The sequence below is a fragment of the Blastomonas sp. CCH9-A1 genome, from assembly GCF_001557175.1.
GTDB lineage: Bacteria > Pseudomonadota > Alphaproteobacteria > Sphingomonadales > Sphingomonadaceae > Blastomonas > Blastomonas delafieldii_A.
In genome coordinates, this window is the sequence record NZ_LSHM01000041.1 from 65,538 (window position 1) to 84,054 (window position 18,517).

General features: G+C 62.6%; 21 protein-coding genes. 5 read left to right on the forward strand and 16 right to left on the reverse strand.

Going from position 1 to position 18,517, the window contains the following annotated elements; all coding sequences use genetic code 11:
* Positions 1–9: 9 nt before the first annotated feature.
* From arfB to AX725_RS12195, 4 genes are all read right to left on the reverse strand, one after another.
* On the reverse strand, positions 10–417 hold the full coding sequence (gene arfB / locus AX725_RS12180; RefSeq protein WP_060978855.1) for an alternative ribosome rescue aminoacyl-tRNA hydrolase ArfB: 408 nt from the start codon (positions 415–417) through the stop codon (positions 10–12).
* The gene (locus AX725_RS12185; RefSeq protein ID WP_060978854.1) at positions 410–1,102 is read right to left on the reverse strand and encodes an RluA family pseudouridine synthase; all 693 of its coding nucleotides are present in this window, start codon (positions 1,100–1,102) and stop codon (positions 410–412) included. The genes arfB and AX725_RS12185 overlap by 8 nt, the downstream gene beginning before the upstream one ends.
* 4 nt (positions 1,103–1,106) lie before the next feature.
* Positions 1,107–2,099 carry an LLM class flavin-dependent oxidoreductase gene (locus tag AX725_RS12190; RefSeq protein ID WP_060978853.1) on the reverse strand — a complete coding sequence of 331 codons (993 nt, stop codon included), beginning with the start codon at positions 2,097–2,099 and terminating at the stop codon, positions 1,107–1,109.
* Between the two features lie 66 nt (positions 2,100–2,165).
* Positions 2,166–3,155, reverse strand: coding sequence for a hypothetical protein (locus AX725_RS12195; protein WP_156440444.1), 990 nt, complete (start codon positions 3,153–3,155; stop codon positions 2,166–2,168).
* A 185-nt stretch (positions 3,156–3,340) separates the two neighbouring features.
* Between AX725_RS12195 and AX725_RS12200 the strand changes: the two genes are divergently transcribed.
* Together AX725_RS12200 and gpmA are read left to right on the forward strand one after the other, a co-directional pair.
* The gene (locus tag AX725_RS12200; RefSeq protein ID WP_060978851.1) at positions 3,341–4,747 is read left to right on the forward strand and encodes a cytochrome P450; all 1,407 of its coding nucleotides are present in this window, start codon (positions 3,341–3,343) and stop codon (positions 4,745–4,747) included.
* Positions 4,748–4,927: 180 nt separating this feature from the next.
* Positions 4,928–5,614, forward strand: coding sequence for a 2,3-diphosphoglycerate-dependent phosphoglycerate mutase (gene gpmA, locus AX725_RS12205; RefSeq protein ID WP_060978850.1), 687 nt, complete (start codon positions 4,928–4,930; stop codon positions 5,612–5,614).
* 9 nt (positions 5,615–5,623) lie between these two features.
* Here the strand turns inward: gpmA and AX725_RS12210 are convergent, their stop codons facing one another.
* From AX725_RS12210 to AX725_RS12245, 9 genes are all read right to left on the reverse strand, one after another.
* Positions 5,624–6,646, reverse strand: coding sequence for an adenosine deaminase (locus tag AX725_RS12210; protein ID WP_060978849.1), 1,023 nt, complete (start codon positions 6,644–6,646; stop codon positions 5,624–5,626).
* Positions 6,647–6,798: 152 nt separating this feature from the next.
* Positions 6,799–7,356 carry a phosphoribosyltransferase gene (locus AX725_RS12215; RefSeq protein WP_060978915.1) on the reverse strand — a complete coding sequence of 186 codons (558 nt, stop codon included), beginning with the start codon at positions 7,354–7,356 and terminating at the stop codon, positions 6,799–6,801.
* 58 nt (positions 7,357–7,414) lie between these two features.
* Complete coding sequence (locus AX725_RS12220) at positions 7,415–7,846, reverse strand: phosphate-starvation-inducible protein PsiE (RefSeq protein ID WP_060978848.1); 432 nt, start codon at positions 7,844–7,846, stop codon at positions 7,415–7,417.
* A 15-nt stretch (positions 7,847–7,861) separates the two neighbouring features.
* Positions 7,862–8,005 (reverse strand): DUF2474 domain-containing protein, encoded by a 144-nt coding sequence (locus AX725_RS20940; RefSeq protein WP_099046524.1) that lies wholly within the window; start codon positions 8,003–8,005, stop codon positions 7,862–7,864.
* Positions 8,005–9,006 (reverse strand): cytochrome d ubiquinol oxidase subunit II, encoded by a 1,002-nt coding sequence (gene cydB, locus AX725_RS12225; RefSeq protein ID WP_060978847.1) that lies wholly within the window; start codon positions 9,004–9,006, stop codon positions 8,005–8,007. The genes AX725_RS20940 and cydB overlap by 1 nt, the downstream gene beginning before the upstream one ends.
* Positions 9,003–10,436 (reverse strand): cytochrome ubiquinol oxidase subunit I, encoded by a 1,434-nt coding sequence (locus tag AX725_RS12230; RefSeq protein ID WP_060978846.1) that lies wholly within the window; start codon positions 10,434–10,436, stop codon positions 9,003–9,005. The genes cydB and AX725_RS12230 overlap by 4 nt, the downstream gene beginning before the upstream one ends.
* Before the next feature lie 145 nt (positions 10,437–10,581).
* Positions 10,582–11,490, reverse strand: a complete 909-nt coding sequence (yghX, locus tag AX725_RS12235) for a YghX family hydrolase (RefSeq protein ID WP_060978845.1) — start codon at positions 11,488–11,490, stop codon at positions 10,582–10,584.
* A 16-nt stretch (positions 11,491–11,506) separates the two neighbouring features.
* On the reverse strand, positions 11,507–12,424 hold the full coding sequence (locus AX725_RS12240; RefSeq protein WP_060978844.1) for a haloalkane dehalogenase: 918 nt from the start codon (positions 12,422–12,424) through the stop codon (positions 11,507–11,509).
* 142 nt (positions 12,425–12,566) lie between these two features.
* On the reverse strand, positions 12,567–13,190 hold the full coding sequence (locus AX725_RS12245; RefSeq protein ID WP_060978843.1) for a TetR/AcrR family transcriptional regulator: 624 nt from the start codon (positions 13,188–13,190) through the stop codon (positions 12,567–12,569).
* A gap of 816 nt (positions 13,191–14,006) precedes the next feature.
* Here AX725_RS12245 and AX725_RS12250 point away from each other — a divergent pair.
* From AX725_RS12250 to bfr, 3 genes are all read left to right on the forward strand, one after another.
* Positions 14,007–15,245 carry a DUF418 domain-containing protein gene (locus AX725_RS12250; protein WP_060978842.1) on the forward strand — a complete coding sequence of 413 codons (1,239 nt, stop codon included), beginning with the start codon at positions 14,007–14,009 and terminating at the stop codon, positions 15,243–15,245.
* A 65-nt stretch (positions 15,246–15,310) separates the two neighbouring features.
* Complete coding sequence (locus AX725_RS20595; protein WP_066271165.1) at positions 15,311–15,481, forward strand: (2Fe-2S)-binding protein; 171 nt, start codon at positions 15,311–15,313, stop codon at positions 15,479–15,481.
* Between the two features lie 147 nt (positions 15,482–15,628).
* Entirely contained in the window at positions 15,629–16,108 is a 480-nt protein-coding gene (gene bfr, locus AX725_RS12255) for a bacterioferritin (RefSeq protein WP_060978841.1), read from the forward strand.
* On the opposite strand, the gene AX725_RS12260 is transcribed toward bfr, so the two are convergent.
* From AX725_RS12260 to AX725_RS21305, 3 genes are all read right to left on the reverse strand, one after another.
* A complete protein-coding gene (locus AX725_RS12260) occupies positions 16,084–16,755 on the reverse strand; it encodes a transposase (protein ID WP_060978840.1) in 672 nt (223 codons plus the stop codon). The two genes, bfr and AX725_RS12260, sit on opposite strands and share 25 nt — an antisense overlap.
* A gap of 323 nt (positions 16,756–17,078) precedes the next feature.
* Positions 17,079–17,459 carry a hypothetical protein gene (locus AX725_RS12265; protein WP_155645614.1) on the reverse strand — a complete coding sequence of 127 codons (381 nt, stop codon included), beginning with the start codon at positions 17,457–17,459 and terminating at the stop codon, positions 17,079–17,081.
* A complete protein-coding gene (locus AX725_RS21305) occupies positions 17,414–18,490 on the reverse strand; it encodes an RHS repeat-associated core domain-containing protein (RefSeq protein ID WP_196490310.1) in 1,077 nt (358 codons plus the stop codon). Before AX725_RS21305 ends, AX725_RS12265 begins: the two co-directional genes overlap by 46 nt.
* Positions 18,491–18,517: the final 27 nt, after the last annotated feature.

The window sequence follows — 18,517 nt, forward strand, 5'->3', positions numbered from 1 at the left end:
TTATGAGATTCAATCGAAGGAGACCCTACCCCGGTTCTTCTTGATGGTGGAGCGGTTCTTCTTTCCTGCAAGCCGCTCGGTCTTGCCGACCCGGTTGAGGCGTGACTTGGCACGGACGGCGGGGAGGTCATGCGCTTCGGCGAGCAAGGCGGCAAGCCGTTCGCGCGCCTCGCGGCGGTTCGCCTCCTGCGTCCTGTGACTGCGCGCCTGGATGACGAGTTCGCCATCCTGGTTGATCCGGCTGCCAGCCAGCGCACGCAACCGGCTGTACACCAGCGGCGGCAGGCCAAGCGCGAAGATGTTGACGTGCAACTGCACCGCCGTCGCCACCTTGTTGACATTCTGTCCGCCAGGTCCGGAAGCGGTGATAAATCGCTCCGAAACAATGGCATGATCCGGAATATTGATATCAGCCATCAGCATTCGCCGGTTCGGCAAAACCCAGTTTGCGAAAACGGTCCGGCATGCGAGCGTGCGCGACAATCGGCGGTTTGCCATCGCGCGGAACCGTCAGATGCGCCGCGTGGAGCATCAAGCCGGCGGGATCGGCGCGACCATAGACCGGATCTCCAACGAGCGCATGACCCAGCCCATGGAGTGCATGCACGCGGATCTGATGGGTGCGGCCTGTCTCGGGGCGGAATTCGACCAGGGTCTTGCCACCAACCACCGCTACTTGCCGCCAGTGCGTCACGGCGCGCTTGCCTTGGGGAGACGGAACAATCCGCCATCCGTCTGCTGCGCTGCTTGTCTTGGTCAGCGCAAGCTCGATGGTTCCTTGCCCCTGCGCCAATACCCCTTCGATCAGCCCCCAATAGAGTTTGCTCACCTGCCCGCTCTCGAACGCGGCACCAAAGCGCTTGAGCGCCTTGGCATGCCGCGCCAGTAACAGGCAGCCGGATGTGTCCTGGTCCAGCCGGTGCACAGGTTGCGGTTCGCGCTGGAACCCGAAGCGCAGCTGGGGAAGGAAATCCTCGAGGCTGCGTCCGCCCTTTCTCGGGCGGCTGACGGGCAGGCCGGCGGGCTTGTCGATGACCAGCGCCTCGCCATCGCTGAACGGCAACGCACTTTCGGCACAGAAATCGGGAAAGACTGGCGGCATGGGTTCAGGCCGCCTCGGCCAGCGCCATGCTCTGCGCGAACAGTTCGATCGCGCGCAGCCGGTCGTGCTGGTGGTAGGCATTGCACGAGATCATGACTTCGTCCGCGCCAAAGGCCTCGGCCAGCGCCAGCACCTTGCTCCGCACCGCATCGGGCGTACCGAAGGCCGCGATCCGCGCCTGTGCGCCGATGATCATCGCCTCGCGCTCGGTAAAGCCCATGTCGAGGCTCTCTTCGGGCGAGACCGCCGGCTGCGTCCCGCCGCCGAGAAGGCGCGCGATATTGAGGAAATAGTTCTTGCGCAGCAGCTCGGCGCGCTCGGCATCGTCGCAGGCAAAGGCGGTGGTCGCGAGCATCACATAGGGCTCTGCCAACTGCGCGCTGGGCCGGAAATTGCGTCGATACAGATCGGTAAGCTCAGGACTGGCCTGCGGGTTGATGAACAGCGCCAGCGCATAGGGCAGGCCCAGGGCACCCGCCAGCATCGCGCTGTCCGGGCTGGTGCCGAGAATCCAGACCGGCACGTCACCCGCCGGCTCGGGGCTCAACCTTGGTTCGGTCAGGCTCCCGTGCATATAGCCAACCAGATCAGCGACTTGTCTCGGAAACTCGCGAAACGATGGAGGGTGCGGGGCGGACAGGGCCGCGGCAACGCGCATCTCGCCGCCCGGCGCGCGGCCGACGCCCAGATCGATACGGCCCGGATAGAGATTGCTCAGCACCGCAAATTGCTCGGCCACCTTGTAGGCACTGTAATGCGGCAGCATGACGCCGCCCGATCCCAAGCGGATGCGCCGAGTATGCGCACCCATCGCCGCGATCAGGATCTCGGGCGCGCTGCCGCACAGAAAGCGGCTGGCATGATGTTCGGACACCCATAGGCGGTGATAGCCCAGCCGGTCGGCCAGCCGCGCCGCCTCGAGCGTCGCCTCCAGGGCATCGCTGGCAGAGACGTCGGCAAAGCGCACCGACTGATCGAGAAGCGAGAAAAGCGTCATGCCCTCAAGAATAGGGCTTTCGGGGCGGGTCACAAGCCCGGCTGTCACCCGCCCATGCGAAAACGGTCAATCCTCGCGAACGTCCTGGGGTCGAACCCCGCCGCTATCGGACACTCCGCCGGGGCCCCGCGGGCGAGAGCGTTCGATGATCTGGGGCGGGCGTTCCTGACGCTGCGGCCGCTCTGCCCGCGGCGGACGTTCGGCGCGCGGTGGCGGAGTGAAGCCCGGCTGAGCGCCCGGTTGCGGCTGGCGCATCTCCGGCCGCGCGCAACCTTCCCCCCTGCCCTGCCAATCGCCCCTGCCCTGGCGGTCACCACGGCCCTGCCAGTTGCGCCCGCCTTGGCCGTCCGGGAGCATCTGGCCGTCGCCACGGCGGGGACGGTCGCCTCGACCCTGCCAGTCACGCCCCGGCGTCTGAGGTTGCCCTATCTGATCCTGCTGGCGCTGCTGCCAGCGCTCCAGGCGCCGCTGGCGGTCTTCCGGGGTCAGCCCGCCCATCCGTTCGCGCTCGCCGCGCCGCGTACGTGGGAATTCGGGATTGTCGGCCTGCTGTTCGCGCCGCCAGTCGCGGCGGTCGTCAAGCGTCTCGCGGCGGTCGCGCCGCCAATCGCGCCGATCATCCCTCCGGTCACCGCGGCGATCATCGCGAAATTCGCGCCGATCGGCTCGGCGCTGCTGGTAATATTGCCAGCGCTGTTGCCCCCAGTAGCGGCGATGCCTGTCCTGCATCGCGAAGCGGCGGCCGCCGGGGCGATCGTAGATCCAGGTGCCATAGCCGGGATAATAGAAATTGTCCCAATATCCGCCGCCAAAGCCGATCTGACCGAAGCCATAGCCATAGTCGCAGCCATACCAGCTGTCCCAGGCGGAGAAGCCATCGCAATAGGGATTGAAGCCGCCGGCATAGCCGCTGCCGACCCCCACCGAGACGCCGCCATAGCCATCATAGCCGTCCAGCCCATAGACACAGCCCGAAAGCGAGACCGCTCCAAGCGCCAGCGCAATCATCCGCGCCGCGCGGGCACGGGTTTTCTGCAAGAAGGAAACAGGGTTCAACGCATCATCCCCTAAGCCGCAAGCCAGGCGCGGCGGGCCGCCGGAGCGGGGCTCCGATTTTCCGTTCATACAAACTGCCAGTTGAATTAACGATGAATGGCATTTCGAAAGCGACGGATCGCTTGCTAACATAGGTGTCAGTTGGTATTTAATGGATCGATTAAACCAGAGCAGAGGATTCCCCCATGGCCACCGTGATTGCTCCGCCGCGCGAGATGTTTCCCGACCACACCATCCAGCGTGACAGCGGCAATCCGCACTGGACGCGGATGCCCGGTCCCGGATCGCTCGATCATATTCCGGGCGAGGATGGCCTGCCGATCGTCGGTGTCACCTTCAAGATGCTCGCCGATCCCGAGAAGTTCGGCAACGAGATGCGCGAGAAATATGGTCCGGTCTATCGGACGAATGCCTTTGGCCGCCGTCAGGTCGCGCTGTTCGGTGCCGATGCCAACGAGTTGGTGCTGTTCGACCGCGACAAGCTGTTCTCTTCCGAGCAGGGCTGGGGCCCGGTGCTCAACCTGCTGTTCCCGCGCGGACTGATGCTGATGGATTTCGACCATCACCGTGCCGATCGCCGCGCATTGTCGATCGCGTTCAAGCCCGGCCCGATGCGGCACTATTCGGAAAAGTTGAACGAGGGCATTGCCGCGCGCGTTGCCGAATGGTCGAACCGTGACATTCTGTTCTACAGTGAAATCAAGAAGTTGACGCTCGATCTTGCGGCAACCTCTTTCCTCGGCATTCCCTGGGGGCCTGAGGCGGACCGGATCAACAAGGCCTTTGTCGATATGGTCCAGGCGTCGATCGGCGTGGTGCGCCGCCCCCTCCCCTTTACCAAGATGGGGCGCGGCGTGGCCGGCCGGAAATTCCTGGTCGATTATTTCACCCCCGAGGTGCAGAAACGCCGCGAGCAGCAGGGACCGGACATGTTCAGCCAGTTCTGCCGCGCCACACGCGACGATGGCAGCCTGCTCACCACCGACGAGGTGGTCGATCACATGAACTTCCTGATGATGGCGGCGCACGATACCATCACCTCGTCGGCAAGCTCGCTGATCTGGCTGCTGGCGCGCCATCCCGAATGGCAGGATCGCATCCGTGCCGAACTGCTCGAGCACGCGCCTGCCGGCACGCCGATGCCTTATGATTCGCTGCCCAATCTCGAGCTCACCGAAATGGCGTTCAAGGAAGCGCTGCGGATGATCCCGCCCGTGCCCTCGACCCCGCGCCGCGCGCTGCGCGATTTCGAATTCGGCGGTTATCGCATTCCTGCAGGGACCCCGGTCAGCATCAGCGCGGCCTTCACCCACAAGCAGGAAGAGCATTGGCCCGAACCGCACCGGTTCGATCCGATGCGTTTCACCGCGGAAGCCACGCGCAACCGGCACAAATATGCCTGGGTGCCGTTCGGCGGCGGAGCGCATATGTGCCTGGGGCTGCACTTTGCCTATATGCAGATCAAGGTGCTGCTGCATCATGTGCTCAGCCAGCACCGGATCGTTACCGAGCCCGGCTATGCCCCCGAATGGCAAGCCTGGCCGATCCCGCAGCCGCGCGATGGGCTCAAGGTGCGCTTCGAGCGGATCTGACCGGCCGCAGCACACAAAACACTTCGTCACCCCCGCGAAGGCGGGGGTCCCGCTTCTGCGCGACGGTCGGTGAAGGTAGCGGGATTCCCGCGTTCGCGGGAATGACGATGAAGAAAACGGGGTTGCCTGTCGTGACCTCTGCGCTAAACGCGCACGCAATCGCAACAGGAGACGCCCGAAATGCCGCAGCTTGTCCTTATCCGTCACGGCCAGTCGCAATGGAATCTGGAGAACCGCTTCACCGGCTGGTGGGATGTCGACGTGACCGAAAAGGGCGCGGAAGAGGCGCGTGCGGCCGGTCGGCTGATGCGCGACAAGGGGCTCGATTTCGATATCGCCTTCACCTCGCTGCAGACCCGCGCGATCAAGACGCTGAACCTGGCGCTTGAAGAGATGCAGCGGCTGTGGCTGCCGGTCGAGAAGGACTGGCGGCTGAACGAGCGCCATTATGGCGGGTTGACCGGGCTCGACAAGGCCGAGACCGCGGCCAAGCATGGCGACGAGCAGGTCCATATCTGGCGCCGCAGCTTCGATATTCCGCCGCCGCCGCTCGATGCCGGATCGGAATTCGACCTGTCCAGGGATCGTCGCTATGCCGGGATTGCCATCCCCAATACCGAGAGCCTCAAGGACACGATCGCACGCGTGCTGCCCTATTGGGAAAGCCGCATCGCGCCCGAGCTCAAGGCAGGCAAGCGCGTGATCATCTCGGCGCATGGCAATTCGCTGCGCGCGCTGGTCAAGCACCTGTCGGGCATTGCCGATGATGCGATCACGGGCCTCGAAATCCCGACCGGCCAGCCGATCGTCTATCAGCTCGACGACAATCTGGCCGAGGTCGAGCGCTATTATCTCAGCGAGCGCTGAGGCCTACGATCAGGCGAAATGCGCATCATAAAGGTCGATCTCGGCCAGCAGATGCGCTTTCGCCGCCTCGTCGAGGAATGACCCGCGGAAGCTGTTCGCAGCGAGCGTGCGCAGCTCGTCGCGGCTAAGGTCAAGCGCTGAGGCGATCGCACGGTAATTCTCGTTCACATAGCCGCCGAAATAGGCGGGATCGTCCGAATTGACGGTTGCGCTGATCCCCGCGTCGAGCATGCGCTTGACCGGGCTCTGGGCGATGTCGTCGATCACGCACAGCTTGAGGTTCGACAGCGGGCAGACGGTCAGCGTCATGCCTTGGTCCGCGATCCGCTGGACCAGCCCTGCATCCTCGAGCGCGCGGTTGCCATGGTCGATCCGGTCGACGTTCAGGATGTCGAGCGCTTCGTGGACATATTCGGGCGGGCCTTCCTCACCGGCATGCGCGACGACCTTGAGCCCCAGCGAGCGAGCGCGGGCGAAGACGTTGCGGAATTTGGACGGCGGATGGCCAACTTCGGAGGAATCGAGCCCCACCCCCGCGATCCTGTCGAGATAGGGAATCGCCTCGTCGAGCGTCGCCTCGGCGCTCGCTTCATCCAGATGGCGCAGAAAGCATAGGATGAGGCGCGACGTGATTCCCCATTGCTTCTCCCCATCGGCCAAAGCGTCAGAAATGCCGGTGATGACGTCAGCGAACGGCACGCCGCGTTCGGTATGCCCCTGCGGATCGAAGAAGATCTCGACATGGCGGACATGGTCGGCATGCGCGCGCTCGAGATAGGCCCAGGTCAGGTCATAAAAATCCTGCTGCTTGAGCAGCACGCCCATACCTTGATAATAGATGTCAAGAAAGTCCTGCAAATTACTGAAATTATAGGCCTGTCGGATCTCCTCGACGCTGCCGAACGGGATGGCGACGCCATTGCGCTGCGCCAGATCGAACAGCATTTCGGGCTCGAGCGAACCTTCGATATGCAGGTGGAGTTCGGCCTTGGGCAGGCGGGCGATATAGGCGTCACGCTGATCGGGTGTCATGCGATGAGGTTATGCCAAGTGGTGTGAAAGGGCGCAATTCCCATCGCCAACTTTCGTCACCCCTGCGCAGGCGGGGGTCCCGCTATTCCCACCACCGCCGACAGGAAGCGGGATTTTCGCGTTCGCGAAAATGACGATTGGATGAGCGCCCTTCATTCCCCCAAGATGATCCCCGCCCCCGGCTTGTGTGCGCGGATTTCTTCGACGCTGAGGCCAACGATCTCGTGCGGGAAGACCAGCCACTGCTCGGTCTCGTGGACGAAATAATCGGGGGTCATGTCGGTCTGGTTGCGCGAGGGCTTGTAATAGACCGTCGCGATCCGCCAGTCATGCGGCATGTTGTAGCGGCACTTGGCGGCGAGTTCGTGGATGAAGGCCTGGATCGATTTGCCGCTGTCGAAAACGTCATCGACCACGAGCAGCCGGTCCTCGGGGCTCAGCGTGTCGACCAGATAGCCGAGCGCATAGACGCGCACGTCCTTGCTCTGCTGGTCTATGCCGTAATAGCTCGCGGTGCGGATGGCGATATGGTCCGCGTCGACGCCATGATATTCGAGCAGCTCCTGCACCGCGATGCCGACCGGCGCACCGCCGCGCCAGATGCCGACGATATGCGTCGGCTGGTACCCACTCTCGATCACCTGCATCGCCAAGCGATAGCTGTCCTCGAGCAGGCTATTGGCGCTGATATAGTGTTTCTGGGTAGTCATGATTGCGGGCCCCGGTCGCGAGATGCGTCCCGCCTTCATGCCAGCCGCCCCGCCCCGGTCAAGCCCTGCCAGCGCGGGTGATCACGACAGCCGCGATGGCGAGCAACAGGATCGCACCCGCCTCGAACAGGATCTTGTCGGGCGCCATGTCCTTGCCCTGGAGCACGATCAGCCGCGCGAGCGCGGTGATGGCGATGAAGATCGGATAGACGAAGGGTGATCCGCGCCCGGTGTAGAAGACCGCGATCATGCCGATAACCTCGGTATAGAGGAACATCAGCAGGATGTCGGCGAGCGAGATCGTTCGAGCAGCAATGATGCCGCCGACCTCGATCCCAGCCGCCGCCATGGTCATCAGCGCGATCAGCACCAGCAGCAGATGCTCGATCAGATGGAAGCCGCGCACCGCCAGGGTGTCATCGCCAAGCCGCGGGTTGTTCCCGTCGGGGCCAGATGGATCGGCCGGTTCCGTCATGCCGAAGCGTAACATGCGCGCGCTGCTGCGTCAGGCGTTAATCCACCATCGGATGGCATAGGCGACCGTCCCGACCACTCCGACCGAGATCAGCCAAAGCGCAGCCATCCATCCGAGCTTCTGGGTGAGCGGGCGGGCATCGCCGCGATCGGGATCGTCGCTGTTGCCGAGCATCAATGATAGCCCTCGTCCCCCACCTTGCCACGGAACACCCAATAGGCCCAAGCGGTATAGCCGATGATCAGCGGCACGATGAACAGCGTGCCGACCAGCATGAAGGCCTGGCTGCTGGGGTGCGTCGCCGCGTCCCAGATCGTCACCTCGTCGGGCACGACATAGGGGAACATGCTGATGCCGAGGCCAATCATGCCGAGCAGGAACAGCCCCAGCGTCAGCAGGAACGGCGCATAATCGTGCCGCTTCTGCAGCGAGCGGAACAGCAGGAAGCTGATGACAGCGACGAGCAGCGGCACCTGCGCCGAGAACAGCACGCTGGGAAAGGTGAACCAGCGCGCGAAATACTCGGCCTCCAGAAACGGCGTGTAGAGGCTGACCGCGCCCAAAGCGACGAGCGTTGCCGGGAACAGCTTCCAGCTCATCCGGAAGGCATGGTCCTGCACCGCACCTTCGGTCTTCATGAGCAGCCAGGTCGAGCCGAGCAGGCCATAGCCGATCACTGTGCCGATGCCGGTCAGCACCGAATAGGCGCTCAACCAGTCGAGCCAGCCGCCCGCATAGGCGCGCCCCTCGACCTCGACCCCCTGCAGCAGCGCGCCCAGCGTCACGCCTTGCGCAAAGGCGGCGACGAACGAGCCCGCAGTGAAAGCGAAATCCCAGAAAGGCTGGTGATTGGGGTCGCGCCAGCGGCCCTCGAATGCGACCCCGCGCAGGACAAGTCCCAGCAGCATCGCGATGATCGGCGGATAGATCGCGGGCAGGATGATCGCATAGGCGAGCGGGAACGCGGCGAGCAGCCCTCCCCCGCCCAGCACCAGCCAGGTCTCGTTACCATCCCAGACCGGCGCGACAGAGTTCATCGCCTTGTCGCGCTCCGCCCCGCGCCCAAGCGCCGGAAAGATGATACCGATGCCGAGATCGAAACCGTCCATCACGACATAAGCGAACACGGCGAAGGCGATGACGAACGCCCAGACGATGGTGAGGTCGATATTCATGCGCCCTCCTCCATCATCGTGCCGCTTCGGCCGCGTTGTGTGCTGTCGGCCGAGGCAGGCGTGATTCCGGCGCTACGCAGCGGGCCGGAGGCGGCCGCTTCCTCGTGCCCGGTGGCGGGTTTGCTCATCAACTTCAGGATATAGGCGGTGCCTGCGCCGAACATGATGAAATAGGTCAGGATGAACGCAACCAGCGAGGCGCCGACCGCCGGTGCGGCAAGCGGTGAGACGCTGTCCGCAGTCGTCAGCAGGCCATAGACGGTATAGGGCTGGCGTCCGACCTCGGTCGTGATCCAGCCCGCGATGACCGCGACGAAACCCGATGGTCCCATCAGAATCGCCAGCCGGTGCAGCCACGGCCAGTCGTAGAGCCTGCCCCGAACCCGCGCGAGCAGGCTGAACAATCCGATGCCGAGCATGGCAAAGCCGATGCCGACCATCACCCGGAACGACCAGAACACCATGCCGACCGGCGGGCGCTCGGCTTCGGGCACGGTATCGAGCCCGTTGAGCGGCGCATTCAGATCATGCTTGAGGATCAGCGAAGAGGCCTTGGGAATTTCAATCGCATAATCAACGCGCTGCTCCGCACTGTTGGGAATACCGAACAGGATCAGCGGCGCGCCATCGGGATGGCTCTGATAATGGCCCTCCATCGCCATGACCTTGGCAGGCTGATGCTCGAGCGTGTTGAGCCCGTGCATGTCGCCCGCAAAAATCTGCAAGGGGGCGACCAAAGCGGCCATCCACATCGCCATCGAGAACATCCGCTGCGCGCGATGATCGGCCTTGTTCTTGAGCAGGTGGTAGGCGCCGACCGCGCCGACGACGAACGCGGTGGTGAGGTACGCCGCCATCACCGTATGGACGAGCCGATAGGGAAAGCTGGGGTTGAAGATTATCGCCAGCCAGCTTTCGCCCGGCACAAACTGGCCGTTGGCCGCGATTTCATAGCCGGTCGGCGTCTGCATCCAGCTGTTGACGCTCAAGATCCAGAAGGCCGAGATGAACGTCCCGACCGCGACCATCAATGTCGCGGTGAAATGCAGCTTGCGCCCGACCTTGTCCATGCCGAACAGCATGACGCCGAGGAACCCGGCCTCGAGGAAGAAGGCGGTGAGCACCTCATAGGCCATCAGCGGGCCGATCACCGGGCCTGTCTTGTCCGAAAAGACCGACCAGTTGGTCCCGAACTGATAGGACATGACGATGCCCGAGACGACGCCCATGGCAAAAGCGATCGCGAAGATCTTGCGCCAGTATTTGAACAGGTCGAGATAGGTGCTGTCGTTCGTCTTCAGCCACAGACCTTCCAGCACCGCGAGATAGCTGGCGAGCCCGATCGAAAAGGCCGGGAAGATGAAATGGAAGCTCACCGTGAAGGCGAACTGGATCCGCGCCAGCAATAGCGCGTCAAAACCGTCGAACATCGGCGCGATCTCCCGTCTCGCTCCGCCGCCGAACCTGTGGCGGGGCTAGCCGACCAAAGACTGGCCGGTCCCTGTCACATGCCTATGACAAGGGGCAGGATGCCACAATGCGACAGATTGTCCAAGCGCGCGCCGGCGCGCCGGCTCAGGCTTTCAGATATTTGGCGAAATGCGCCAGCGTCCGCTCCCAGGCGAGTTTGGCCGCCGCCTCGTCGTAACGCGGGGTGGTGTCGTTGTGGAAGCCATGGCTGGTGCCGGGATAGAAATGCGCCTCATAGACCTTGTTGTTTGCCTTGAGCGCCGCTTCGCAGGCGGGCCAGGTGGCGTTCACCCGCTCGTCATTCTCGGCGAAATGGATGAGCAGCGGTGCCTTGATCGCGGGGACCTCCTCGGGCTTGGCCTGGCGTCCGTAGAACGGTGCGGCCGCTGCCAGATCAGGATAGGCGACGGCCAGCGCATGGCAGACGCCGCCGCCATAGCAGAAGCCGGTGACGCCGACCTTGCCCGTGCTCTGCTTGTGATCGCGCAGGAATTCGAAGCCGGCGAAAAAATCCTCCATCAGCTTCGCAGGATCGAGCGAGGCCTGCATCGTGCGGCCCTCGTCGTCGGTGCCAGGATAGCCGCCCAATGACGTCAAGCCGTCAGGACCGAGCGCGAGATAGCCCGCCTTGGCCAGCCGCCGCACGACATCCTCGATATAGGGGTTGAGCCCGCGATTTTCGTGCACCACCAGCACGGCAGGCAGCTTGCCCCTGGCATCGGAAGGCCAGGCCATCAGACCTTTTACGGTGCCATGACCCTCGGGGCTCTTGTACTCGACCCGCTCGGTGCGGATCGCCGGATCATCGGGCGCGACCTGCTGCGCCAGCGCGTAATCCGGGCTCAACTGGCTCAGGATCATCGCACCCGTCACGCCCGCAGCCGCATAACGCCCCGCTTGCCGGATGAATTCGCGCTTGGTCAGCTTGCCGTGCACATAGCCGTCGAAAATCTCGAGAATGTGCGGGTGAAAATCGCTGGCACGCATCCGGCGGGGGCTGACGGTGTCGGTCATGGAAATCCTCTCTCGATCAGGCAGGTGGCAGGTCGCCAAAGGCTGCAAGCGCGGCGCGGGCGATTTGTTCCCCCCATTCCTGCACGAAATGGCCGCCATCGGGAATGATCATCGGTTCGGGGCAGCCGCGAATGATCGAACGCAGCCGCGCCATCGGCTCGGTGCCCAGCACGGGATCCGCCGCGCCAACGGCCATGAAGCTTTCGCCCGACCATCGCTCGGACCAGAAATGGGCGGCCGCCTGGCCATGTTCGACGCCCGGCATGTCGGGACTGATGGGCACCAGCGCGGGGAAGATCTGCGCGCCTGCCTTGTATTCCGGCCCCGGATAGGGCGCGTCATAGGCAGCGATTTCCTGCTCGGTCAGATGCGGCGTGCCGCGCGCGATGATCCGCCCCACCGGAAGATCGGGGGTCGAGAGCGCGTAATTCTTCCACGCATCGAACCCCGGACCAGGGCTTGTTCCCTGCCCGATCCCGGTGTTCATCACGATCAGCCGCGACAGGCGCGTCGCAAAACCGTCATCGACCGGCAGCGTCAGCCCCAACAGCCCGCCCCAGTCCTGTACCACCAGCGTGATGTCCCGGAGGTCGAGCCGCTCGACCAGCCGCAACAGATAGTTGCGGTGAAAGTCGAAGCTGTAATCTTCTTGCCGCACCGGCTTGTCCGACCGTCCAAAGCCGAACAGGTCGGGCGCGACCACCCTCGCCCCGCTTTCGAGAAACACCGGGATCATACGGCGGTAGAGGAAGGACCAGCTCGGCTCGCCATGCAGGCACAGGAACGTGCGGCCCGCATCCGCAGGTCCGGCGTCGATCCAGGCGGCGCGCAGGCCCTCATAGCCGGGCAGATCATCAGCATAATGCACGGGATAATCGAAATCCGGCACATCGGCGAAGGCCTCATCCGGGGTGCGCAATGCTTCGATTGTCATGATCGCTCTCCTTCAGCTTGTCTGTCCGTCCTGTTTCGCGCCCCGATGCCGCGGCGTTACCGATCGGCGGAGTGGATGCTAGACCGACCGGATTTGGCAGTAGACCGATCCGTCTATGCACAAAAAACCCCGAAAAGTCAGGCTATCCGCGATCGACCATGGTGCAGAGCATATCCGTGACCAGTGTGACGGGCGCCGCATCGTGACGGCTGCGGGCGAGCACCAGCGCCCCTTCCTGCGCCGCGATGATCGTCGCGGCCATGTCCCGCGCCCGCGCCACCGCGACACCTTCGGCCATCAGCCAGCGCGCTAGGCGCATCTCGATCCGCTGATAGGCGATGCGCACCGCCTCGCTGAGCGGTCCATTGGCCCCGCCCTGTTCCTGCCCGATCACCGCCAGCAGCGAGCCATCCAGCCAGTCGGTCCGCTGCAGCCAGGCTGCCGTGACCTCGGAAAGACGGCGCAAAAACCCAATCATATCAAGCCCGCTGCCGGATAGCCGATCGATCGCGGCAAGCGAGGATTCCGCTATCCGGGTGACACAAGCCTCGGCCAGTTCGGGTTTTCCGCCCGGGAAATGATGGTAGAGCGAACCCTTGGGCGTTTCCGACAGCGCCAGAATCTCGGCCAGGCCGATCGCATGATAGCCGCGCTGCTGGAAAAGGCGGGTCGCGACGCTGATCAGCCGCTGACGCGTGGGGTGCATGTCGGATGCCCCGTCGGCAGGGCCGGAAAGGGCGGCAGGATCGAGCAAAAAGGCCAGCATAGACCGACCAGTCTAGCGGCGGCTGCATGCCTGTCAAGCGTAGCCCTTTCTGGCCCTCATCGCAGCACTCGAACCGCCTCGCTCTAGCTCTCAGAACCTGCCAAAATGCGTGCATATTCCGTTAACCTTTGCTCTTGGCGCGTTTACTTTTCGGTAATTTGTTGGCGACCCGTGGTCACAGATCGGTAAGCCCAGGTTAAAATCAGAATAATGGGGCGACCGGTCCAAGACCGCCGGGATAAGCAATCAGGGGTCTTTCCAATGACTGACCTAGAAGCCAACTCAGGGAGCGGGCGCAAGACTCTGTTTTTACATACCTATTTTCAGGCTGCCGAGAAGTTAACAAAAGATAAATCCAGCCATTCTATCTGTTAACCTAGGTTTCCGGCTCCTTGACGAGTTTGGCTGGACCGAGCGTTCCGGCGCAAGCGGCTCGCAAACCGGATTTTCTGGTCCACCTGGTCCATTAACCTTTTGTCCATCGACCGGACGGTCCATTTGCCCGCTTTCCGGGTCCAAAATGGGCTCTGCTGACACCCGACACCCCCTTTGCGAGACCGGAATCGGTCCTTGGGACCGTGCATTTCGGCAGGTCGGGCTGGACCGTCCGGTTTGCCGCCCGACCGGACGGTCTCCGGAGAGCGCCACAATTGGACCGGTCGGTCCACCAGCCGTGTCTTTCGGTCGCCACCGCCAATCGGCCCAACGTCGCAGCCAGCCGCCCCACCCGTTCGGCCATTGCAGCGGGCCGTCAGCATGATACACCCAAAGCAGGACCCGGGGCGCCGACAGGGTCCACAACCAGGGGGCCACAGCATGACGCAATCCGATCGCCACATCACACTCGACGCCATTCGCGGCTTTGCGGTCATGGGCATCCTGCTGCTCAACATCGTCGGCTTTTCGATGCCCGACGCGGCCTATGTGAACCCGGCGGCCTGGGGCGGCACCGATCCGCTCAATGCGGGGGTCTGGGCGGTCAATTTCGTGCTGTTCGACGGCAAGATGCGCGGATTGTTCAGCGTCCTGTTCGGTGCGAGCATGCTGCTGGTGATGCAGCGCGCCGAGGCGGCAGGGCAGAACCCGCGCAGCGTCCACCTTAACCGCATGGCCTGGCTGTTCGTGATCGGAGCCGCCCATTTCATCCTGCTATGGTGGGGCGATATTCTGGTGCCTTATGCGATCTGCGGCACGCTCGCGCTGTTCTTCGTGAACAAGGACGTGAAGCAGCTGCTGCGCTGGGCCATCATCCTCTACGTGCTCTATTTTCTGCTGAGCCTGGTGATGGCTGGCGGCGGCTGGACGCAGGCGATGCGGGCAGCCGCACCGGGTGCGGATGCCGAACTGGTCAAGGCCTCGCAAGAGATGCTGGCAAGCTTCGGCAAGCCCGGCACCGAGCAGATCGCCGAGAGCCTCGACATCTATCGCAGCGGCTGGGCGGAGATCATGCGCGAGCACCTCTCGATGTTCCCGGAATCGCTGATCAACACGCTGTTCTTCTTCACGATGGATACGCTGGCCATGATGCTGCTGGGGATGGCGATGCTCAAGAGCGGCTTCATCCTGGGTCTCTGGCTGCCCGCGCCCTACAAGAAGATAGCCCTGCGCGCCTTTGCCATCGGCATCCCTCCCATGATCGCGCTGGCCGTCTGGGTGATGCTCAGCGGCTACGATACCGTCATCACCTTTGCCGCCTTTTTCAGCCTCTCCTTCCCCTTCCGCGTGGTCATGACCGTGGGATGGGCCGCAGGCCTGCTCTGGCTGGTGGTGACGCACCGTGACAGTCCGTTGATCGCCCGCGTCGCGGCGGCGGGACGCGCGGCGTTCAGCAATTATCTCGGCACCAGCCTGGTCATGACGTTCATCTTCTACGGCTGGGGTCTTGGCCTTTTTGGCCAGATCGACCGCGCCACCGCGATGCTGTTCGTTTTCGCCGCCTGGGGAATCATGCTCATTTGGTCGAAGCCGTGGCTCGAGCGCTACCGGTTCGGGCCGGCCGAATGGCTCTGGCGGTCACTGGCCCGCAGAAAGCTGCAGCCGATGCGTTTGCGATAGAATCGCAAAAAGACTGTTGCGATGCGTTCTCAATATCGCTATCTCGGCGATCACAGGAGAGACGCATGGTTGTTTGCATCTGCAATGCGATTCGGGAACAGGACTTGAAGGACGCTCTGCGCGATGGCGCGGCCCGCCCGGCAGAGGTTTACGCCCGGCTCGGTCGGCGTCCCAAATGCGGCCAGTGCCTCTCGTTTGCGCAAAGCATTATCAGCCGGGAAACTGCGACCGCCTAGCAATAGCCCGCTAAATTTTGGTGGAAATTCAAGTATTTCCCGCGACGCAGCGGCTTCCCTTCCCTAAAAAACGGCGCTATTGTGCGCTCCTGAAATCACCATATCGGCATGGCCCGGGACGAGCCACGCGATTACAGGAGCATCACCATGAAGGGCGACCCCAAGGTCATCGAATTTCTTAACGACGCGCTCAAGAACGAGCTGACCGCGATCAACCAGTATTTCCTGCATTCGAAGATGCTGGCCAACTGGGGCATTACCAAGCTCGCCAAATACGAGTATGAGGAATCGATCGACGAGATGAAGCACGCCGACAAGCTGGCGGACCGCATCCTGTTCCTCGATGGCCTGCCCAATTTTCAGCTGCTCGGTCGCCTCAAGATCGGTGAGACGGTCGAGGAAATCCTGAAAGCCGACCTGGCGCTCGAGAACGAGGCGATCCCGCTGCTCAAGGAAGGCATCGCCTATTGCGAGAGCGTCCGTGATTACGGCACGCGCGACCTGCTCGCATATATCCTGAAGAGCGAGGAAGAGCATGTCGACACGATCGAGGCGCAGTTCGACCTGATCGAGCGCATGGGCATCCACAATTATATCCAGCTTCAGTCGAGCCCGGTCGAGGATTGACGAAAACGCGCGCTGCGCGGCGGCTCAGACCCCGCCCGCAGCGCCTTCGCGGCGAGCCAGGCCCTGGAGCCGATCGGTCGCCCGATGGACTCCGCCTTGCGCAACGCAGCATAGCTCATCGCTTCATCAAAGGGCTCGCCCAGAAACGCCGCGAAATCACCCACTCGTTCGAGCGCAGGCGCGACCTTGATGACGTGGTCGTCCACACCCGCCAGATGCGCATAAGTGCTGGACCAGCGCCAGCCTTCCGCCCGCTCGACCAGTCGCGCGCGCACCGGGTTGAAGGCGATGTAGCGGAAAGCATGGTGCAGATGCTCTTCATCCATGGCGACGGATGAAAACCGGCCCTGCCACAGATGCCCGGTCGTGCGCAGGCGCGCGTTGATATAGCCGGTATAATGGCGATGCACGAACCGGAAGGTCCGCCGCAATCCGTCCACATCTTCAGGCACGGCGATGATGTGGACATGGTTGGGCATCAGGCAATAGGACCAGATTTCGACCCGAGCCTGCCCAGCGGCTTGTGCCAGCAGATCGAGATACAGCGCATAGTCGCCATCCTCAAAGAACGTCCGTTCGCGCCGGTTGCCCCGCTGCGTGATGTGATGCGGGATGCCCGGCAGGATGAGGCGAGGAAGGCGGGCCATGGTGCAGTGACGTTACCTCAGGTTGTGGGGCCGATCAATTTGGGGGTTATTGCACGTGTCACCGTAATTCCTTCGCCACGCACTCCGCGCCCACCCAACCACCTGTTATAAAACGCAAATATCGCTGCAGCAGACTACCGCTTCGCGGTGTTCGGTGTGCGCATAAAAAAGGGACTGCACCTGCTCGCCTTGTCCGGCTCAAGCATCAAGCCAACAACTTATGCGATGGGCCTCCCGATGGAACTGGACCGGCTATGCACGCCGTCAGCCAGCAACGCTTATTCCGCTGGTGGCATGGGACGATTTGGGGGGCGTTGCACCTGTCACGGGAATTCCGGCATTCGAGTGCACTTCTCGAGTTGATGCCCATCTTCGGCATCCCGATACCACAGAGGGCCAAAAGCTTGTTCTAAATCTAAAAAACTTGCTAAATCAAAAAATCCCAAGACCCTTTCCGTTATCAAAAATTTTCGGTTCGCCTGCAACTCGATGCCGATTTCATCAAATAACGATGGAACTCTTAAAACCTTGAAATTCTGAATATCAGCTTTCTTGAAAGAAAATCTACGCAAGAGGGTGAACACGAGAACCTTGTCACCATCAATTTTCACCTTTCTTGCTTTTATATCATTCATCGGAGTTCCAATCCAAAATACTGCTAACAGCTTCCTCGCCAGCGAACCCTCCGACAATACCGCCAGCAATCCCTCCAGCGGCTGCTCCCCAAGGACCTCCTAGCGACCCGATCGCCGCTCCGGCTTCGGCTCCAGCTAAGGCCCCAGCGATCCCCCCACCAACGCGCGCGGCTTCTTTCCCGGGGGTGTCGGAAGTCGCAACTCGGGCAACACCGACAGCAAGGCCGGCAGCACCTGCTACTCGACCAGCGGTTCCCAGTCGACCGGCCAGTCTGTCCGCCCCAGAATTGGTCCGGTTTGCCGTACCCCCTGACCCAGCTTTTGGACCTAAGCCAGGCCGAAGCCCTTGGATAACACCTCGCGTAATTGGGGGGGGCGGCCCTTGCAGTTTCCTTGGCAGCAGAGCGTCCAGCACTATCGTTGGGAGCAAGTTTCCCCGTCGCGTTTTTATATTGAGAACGTGCACGCTCGGCTCCGATGCCTTCCCTTGCCGCAACAGCTGTGGCCGCAGTGGCTGTTGTTTCGGTTGGCCGACAAATGAGGCTGCCGGTGGGCGTTTCACATGATCGAGTGCCCGTCGGATCGCTCCGATTGACCGGATCGTTCCCGACATAAGCGTAGAGATTGATCTGATCCTCATAGCCGATCGGGTCGGTCTGCAGGAACCGGCCCAATGTCGGCGAATAGATGCGAGCCTTGTAATGGTACATGCCCAGATCCTCAAGCCAGGCTTGGCCCGTATACTGGAACCGCCCGATATTGCCCGTGCCAGGGATGCCGTATTCATCATAGCGGTTGATCGCGATGGTATTGCCCCAGCCATCGGCAATCGCGGTGACCGATCCCTGGTGGTTGGTGAACAGGAAGCGGCGTTCGGATGCGCTGATCCCTGCGCCCTCGAACCACACCTGCGGCGTATCTGCGCCCTGCCCATGCACATAGCGCTTGAGCATATTGCCCCACTGGTCATATTCCGCGACCAGCGCATCGCCGTCGTAAAGGAACCTGCGGAACTCCTTTACCCCGTTGACCTCCCACAGGCGGCCGAGCGGGTCATACGCCCGTCTCCCGCGCAAATTCGCGATGGACCCGCTGCGCATCGCCGGTTAACCTCACGGTTAAACAGA

Bases quoted from the DNA above. Each gene is read 5' to 3' on its own strand.
- arfB (WP_060978855.1), bottom strand. From the start codon at position 417: ATGGCTGATATCAATATTCCGGATCATGCCATTGTTTCGGAGCGATTT.
- AX725_RS12185 (WP_060978854.1), bottom strand. From the start codon at position 1,102: ATGCCGCCAGTCTTTCCCGATTTCTGTGCCGAAAGTGCGTTGCCGTTC.
- AX725_RS12190 (WP_060978853.1), bottom strand. From the start codon at position 2,099: ATGACGCTTTTCTCGCTTCTCGATCAGTCGGTGCGCTTTGCCGACGTC.
- AX725_RS12200 (WP_060978851.1), top strand. From the start codon at position 3,341: ATGGCCACCGTGATTGCTCCGCCGCGCGAGATGTTTCCCGACCACACC.
- gpmA (WP_060978850.1), top strand. From the start codon at position 4,928: ATGCCGCAGCTTGTCCTTATCCGTCACGGCCAGTCGCAATGGAATCTG.
- AX725_RS12210 (WP_060978849.1), bottom strand. From the start codon at position 6,646: ATGACACCCGATCAGCGTGACGCCTATATCGCCCGCCTGCCCAAGGCC.
- AX725_RS12215 (WP_060978915.1), bottom strand. From the start codon at position 7,356: ATGACTACCCAGAAACACTATATCAGCGCCAATAGCCTGCTCGAGGAC.
- AX725_RS12220 (WP_060978848.1), bottom strand. From the start codon at position 7,846: ATGTTACGCTTCGGCATGACGGAACCGGCCGATCCATCTGGCCCCGAC.
- AX725_RS20940 (WP_099046524.1), bottom strand. From the start codon at position 8,005: ATGCTCGGCAACAGCGACGATCCCGATCGCGGCGATGCCCGCCCGCTC.
- cydB (WP_060978847.1), bottom strand. From the start codon at position 9,006: ATGAATATCGACCTCACCATCGTCTGGGCGTTCGTCATCGCCTTCGCC.
- AX725_RS12230 (WP_060978846.1), bottom strand. From the start codon at position 10,436: ATGTTCGACGGTTTTGACGCGCTATTGCTGGCGCGGATCCAGTTCGCC.
- yghX (WP_060978845.1), bottom strand. From the start codon at position 11,490: ATGACCGACACCGTCAGCCCCCGCCGGATGCGTGCCAGCGATTTTCAC.
- AX725_RS12240 (WP_060978844.1), bottom strand. From the start codon at position 12,424: ATGACAATCGAAGCATTGCGCACCCCGGATGAGGCCTTCGCCGATGTG.
- AX725_RS12245 (WP_060978843.1), bottom strand. From the start codon at position 13,190: ATGCTGGCCTTTTTGCTCGATCCTGCCGCCCTTTCCGGCCCTGCCGAC.
- AX725_RS12250 (WP_060978842.1), top strand. From the start codon at position 14,007: ATGACGCAATCCGATCGCCACATCACACTCGACGCCATTCGCGGCTTT.
- AX725_RS20595 (WP_066271165.1), top strand. From the start codon at position 15,311: ATGGTTGTTTGCATCTGCAATGCGATTCGGGAACAGGACTTGAAGGAC.
- bfr (WP_060978841.1), top strand. From the start codon at position 15,629: ATGAAGGGCGACCCCAAGGTCATCGAATTTCTTAACGACGCGCTCAAG.
- AX725_RS12260 (WP_060978840.1), bottom strand. From the start codon at position 16,755: ATGGCCCGCCTTCCTCGCCTCATCCTGCCGGGCATCCCGCATCACATC.
- AX725_RS21305 (WP_196490310.1), bottom strand. From the start codon at position 18,490: ATGCGCAGCGGGTCCATCGCGAATTTGCGCGGGAGACGGGCGTATGAC.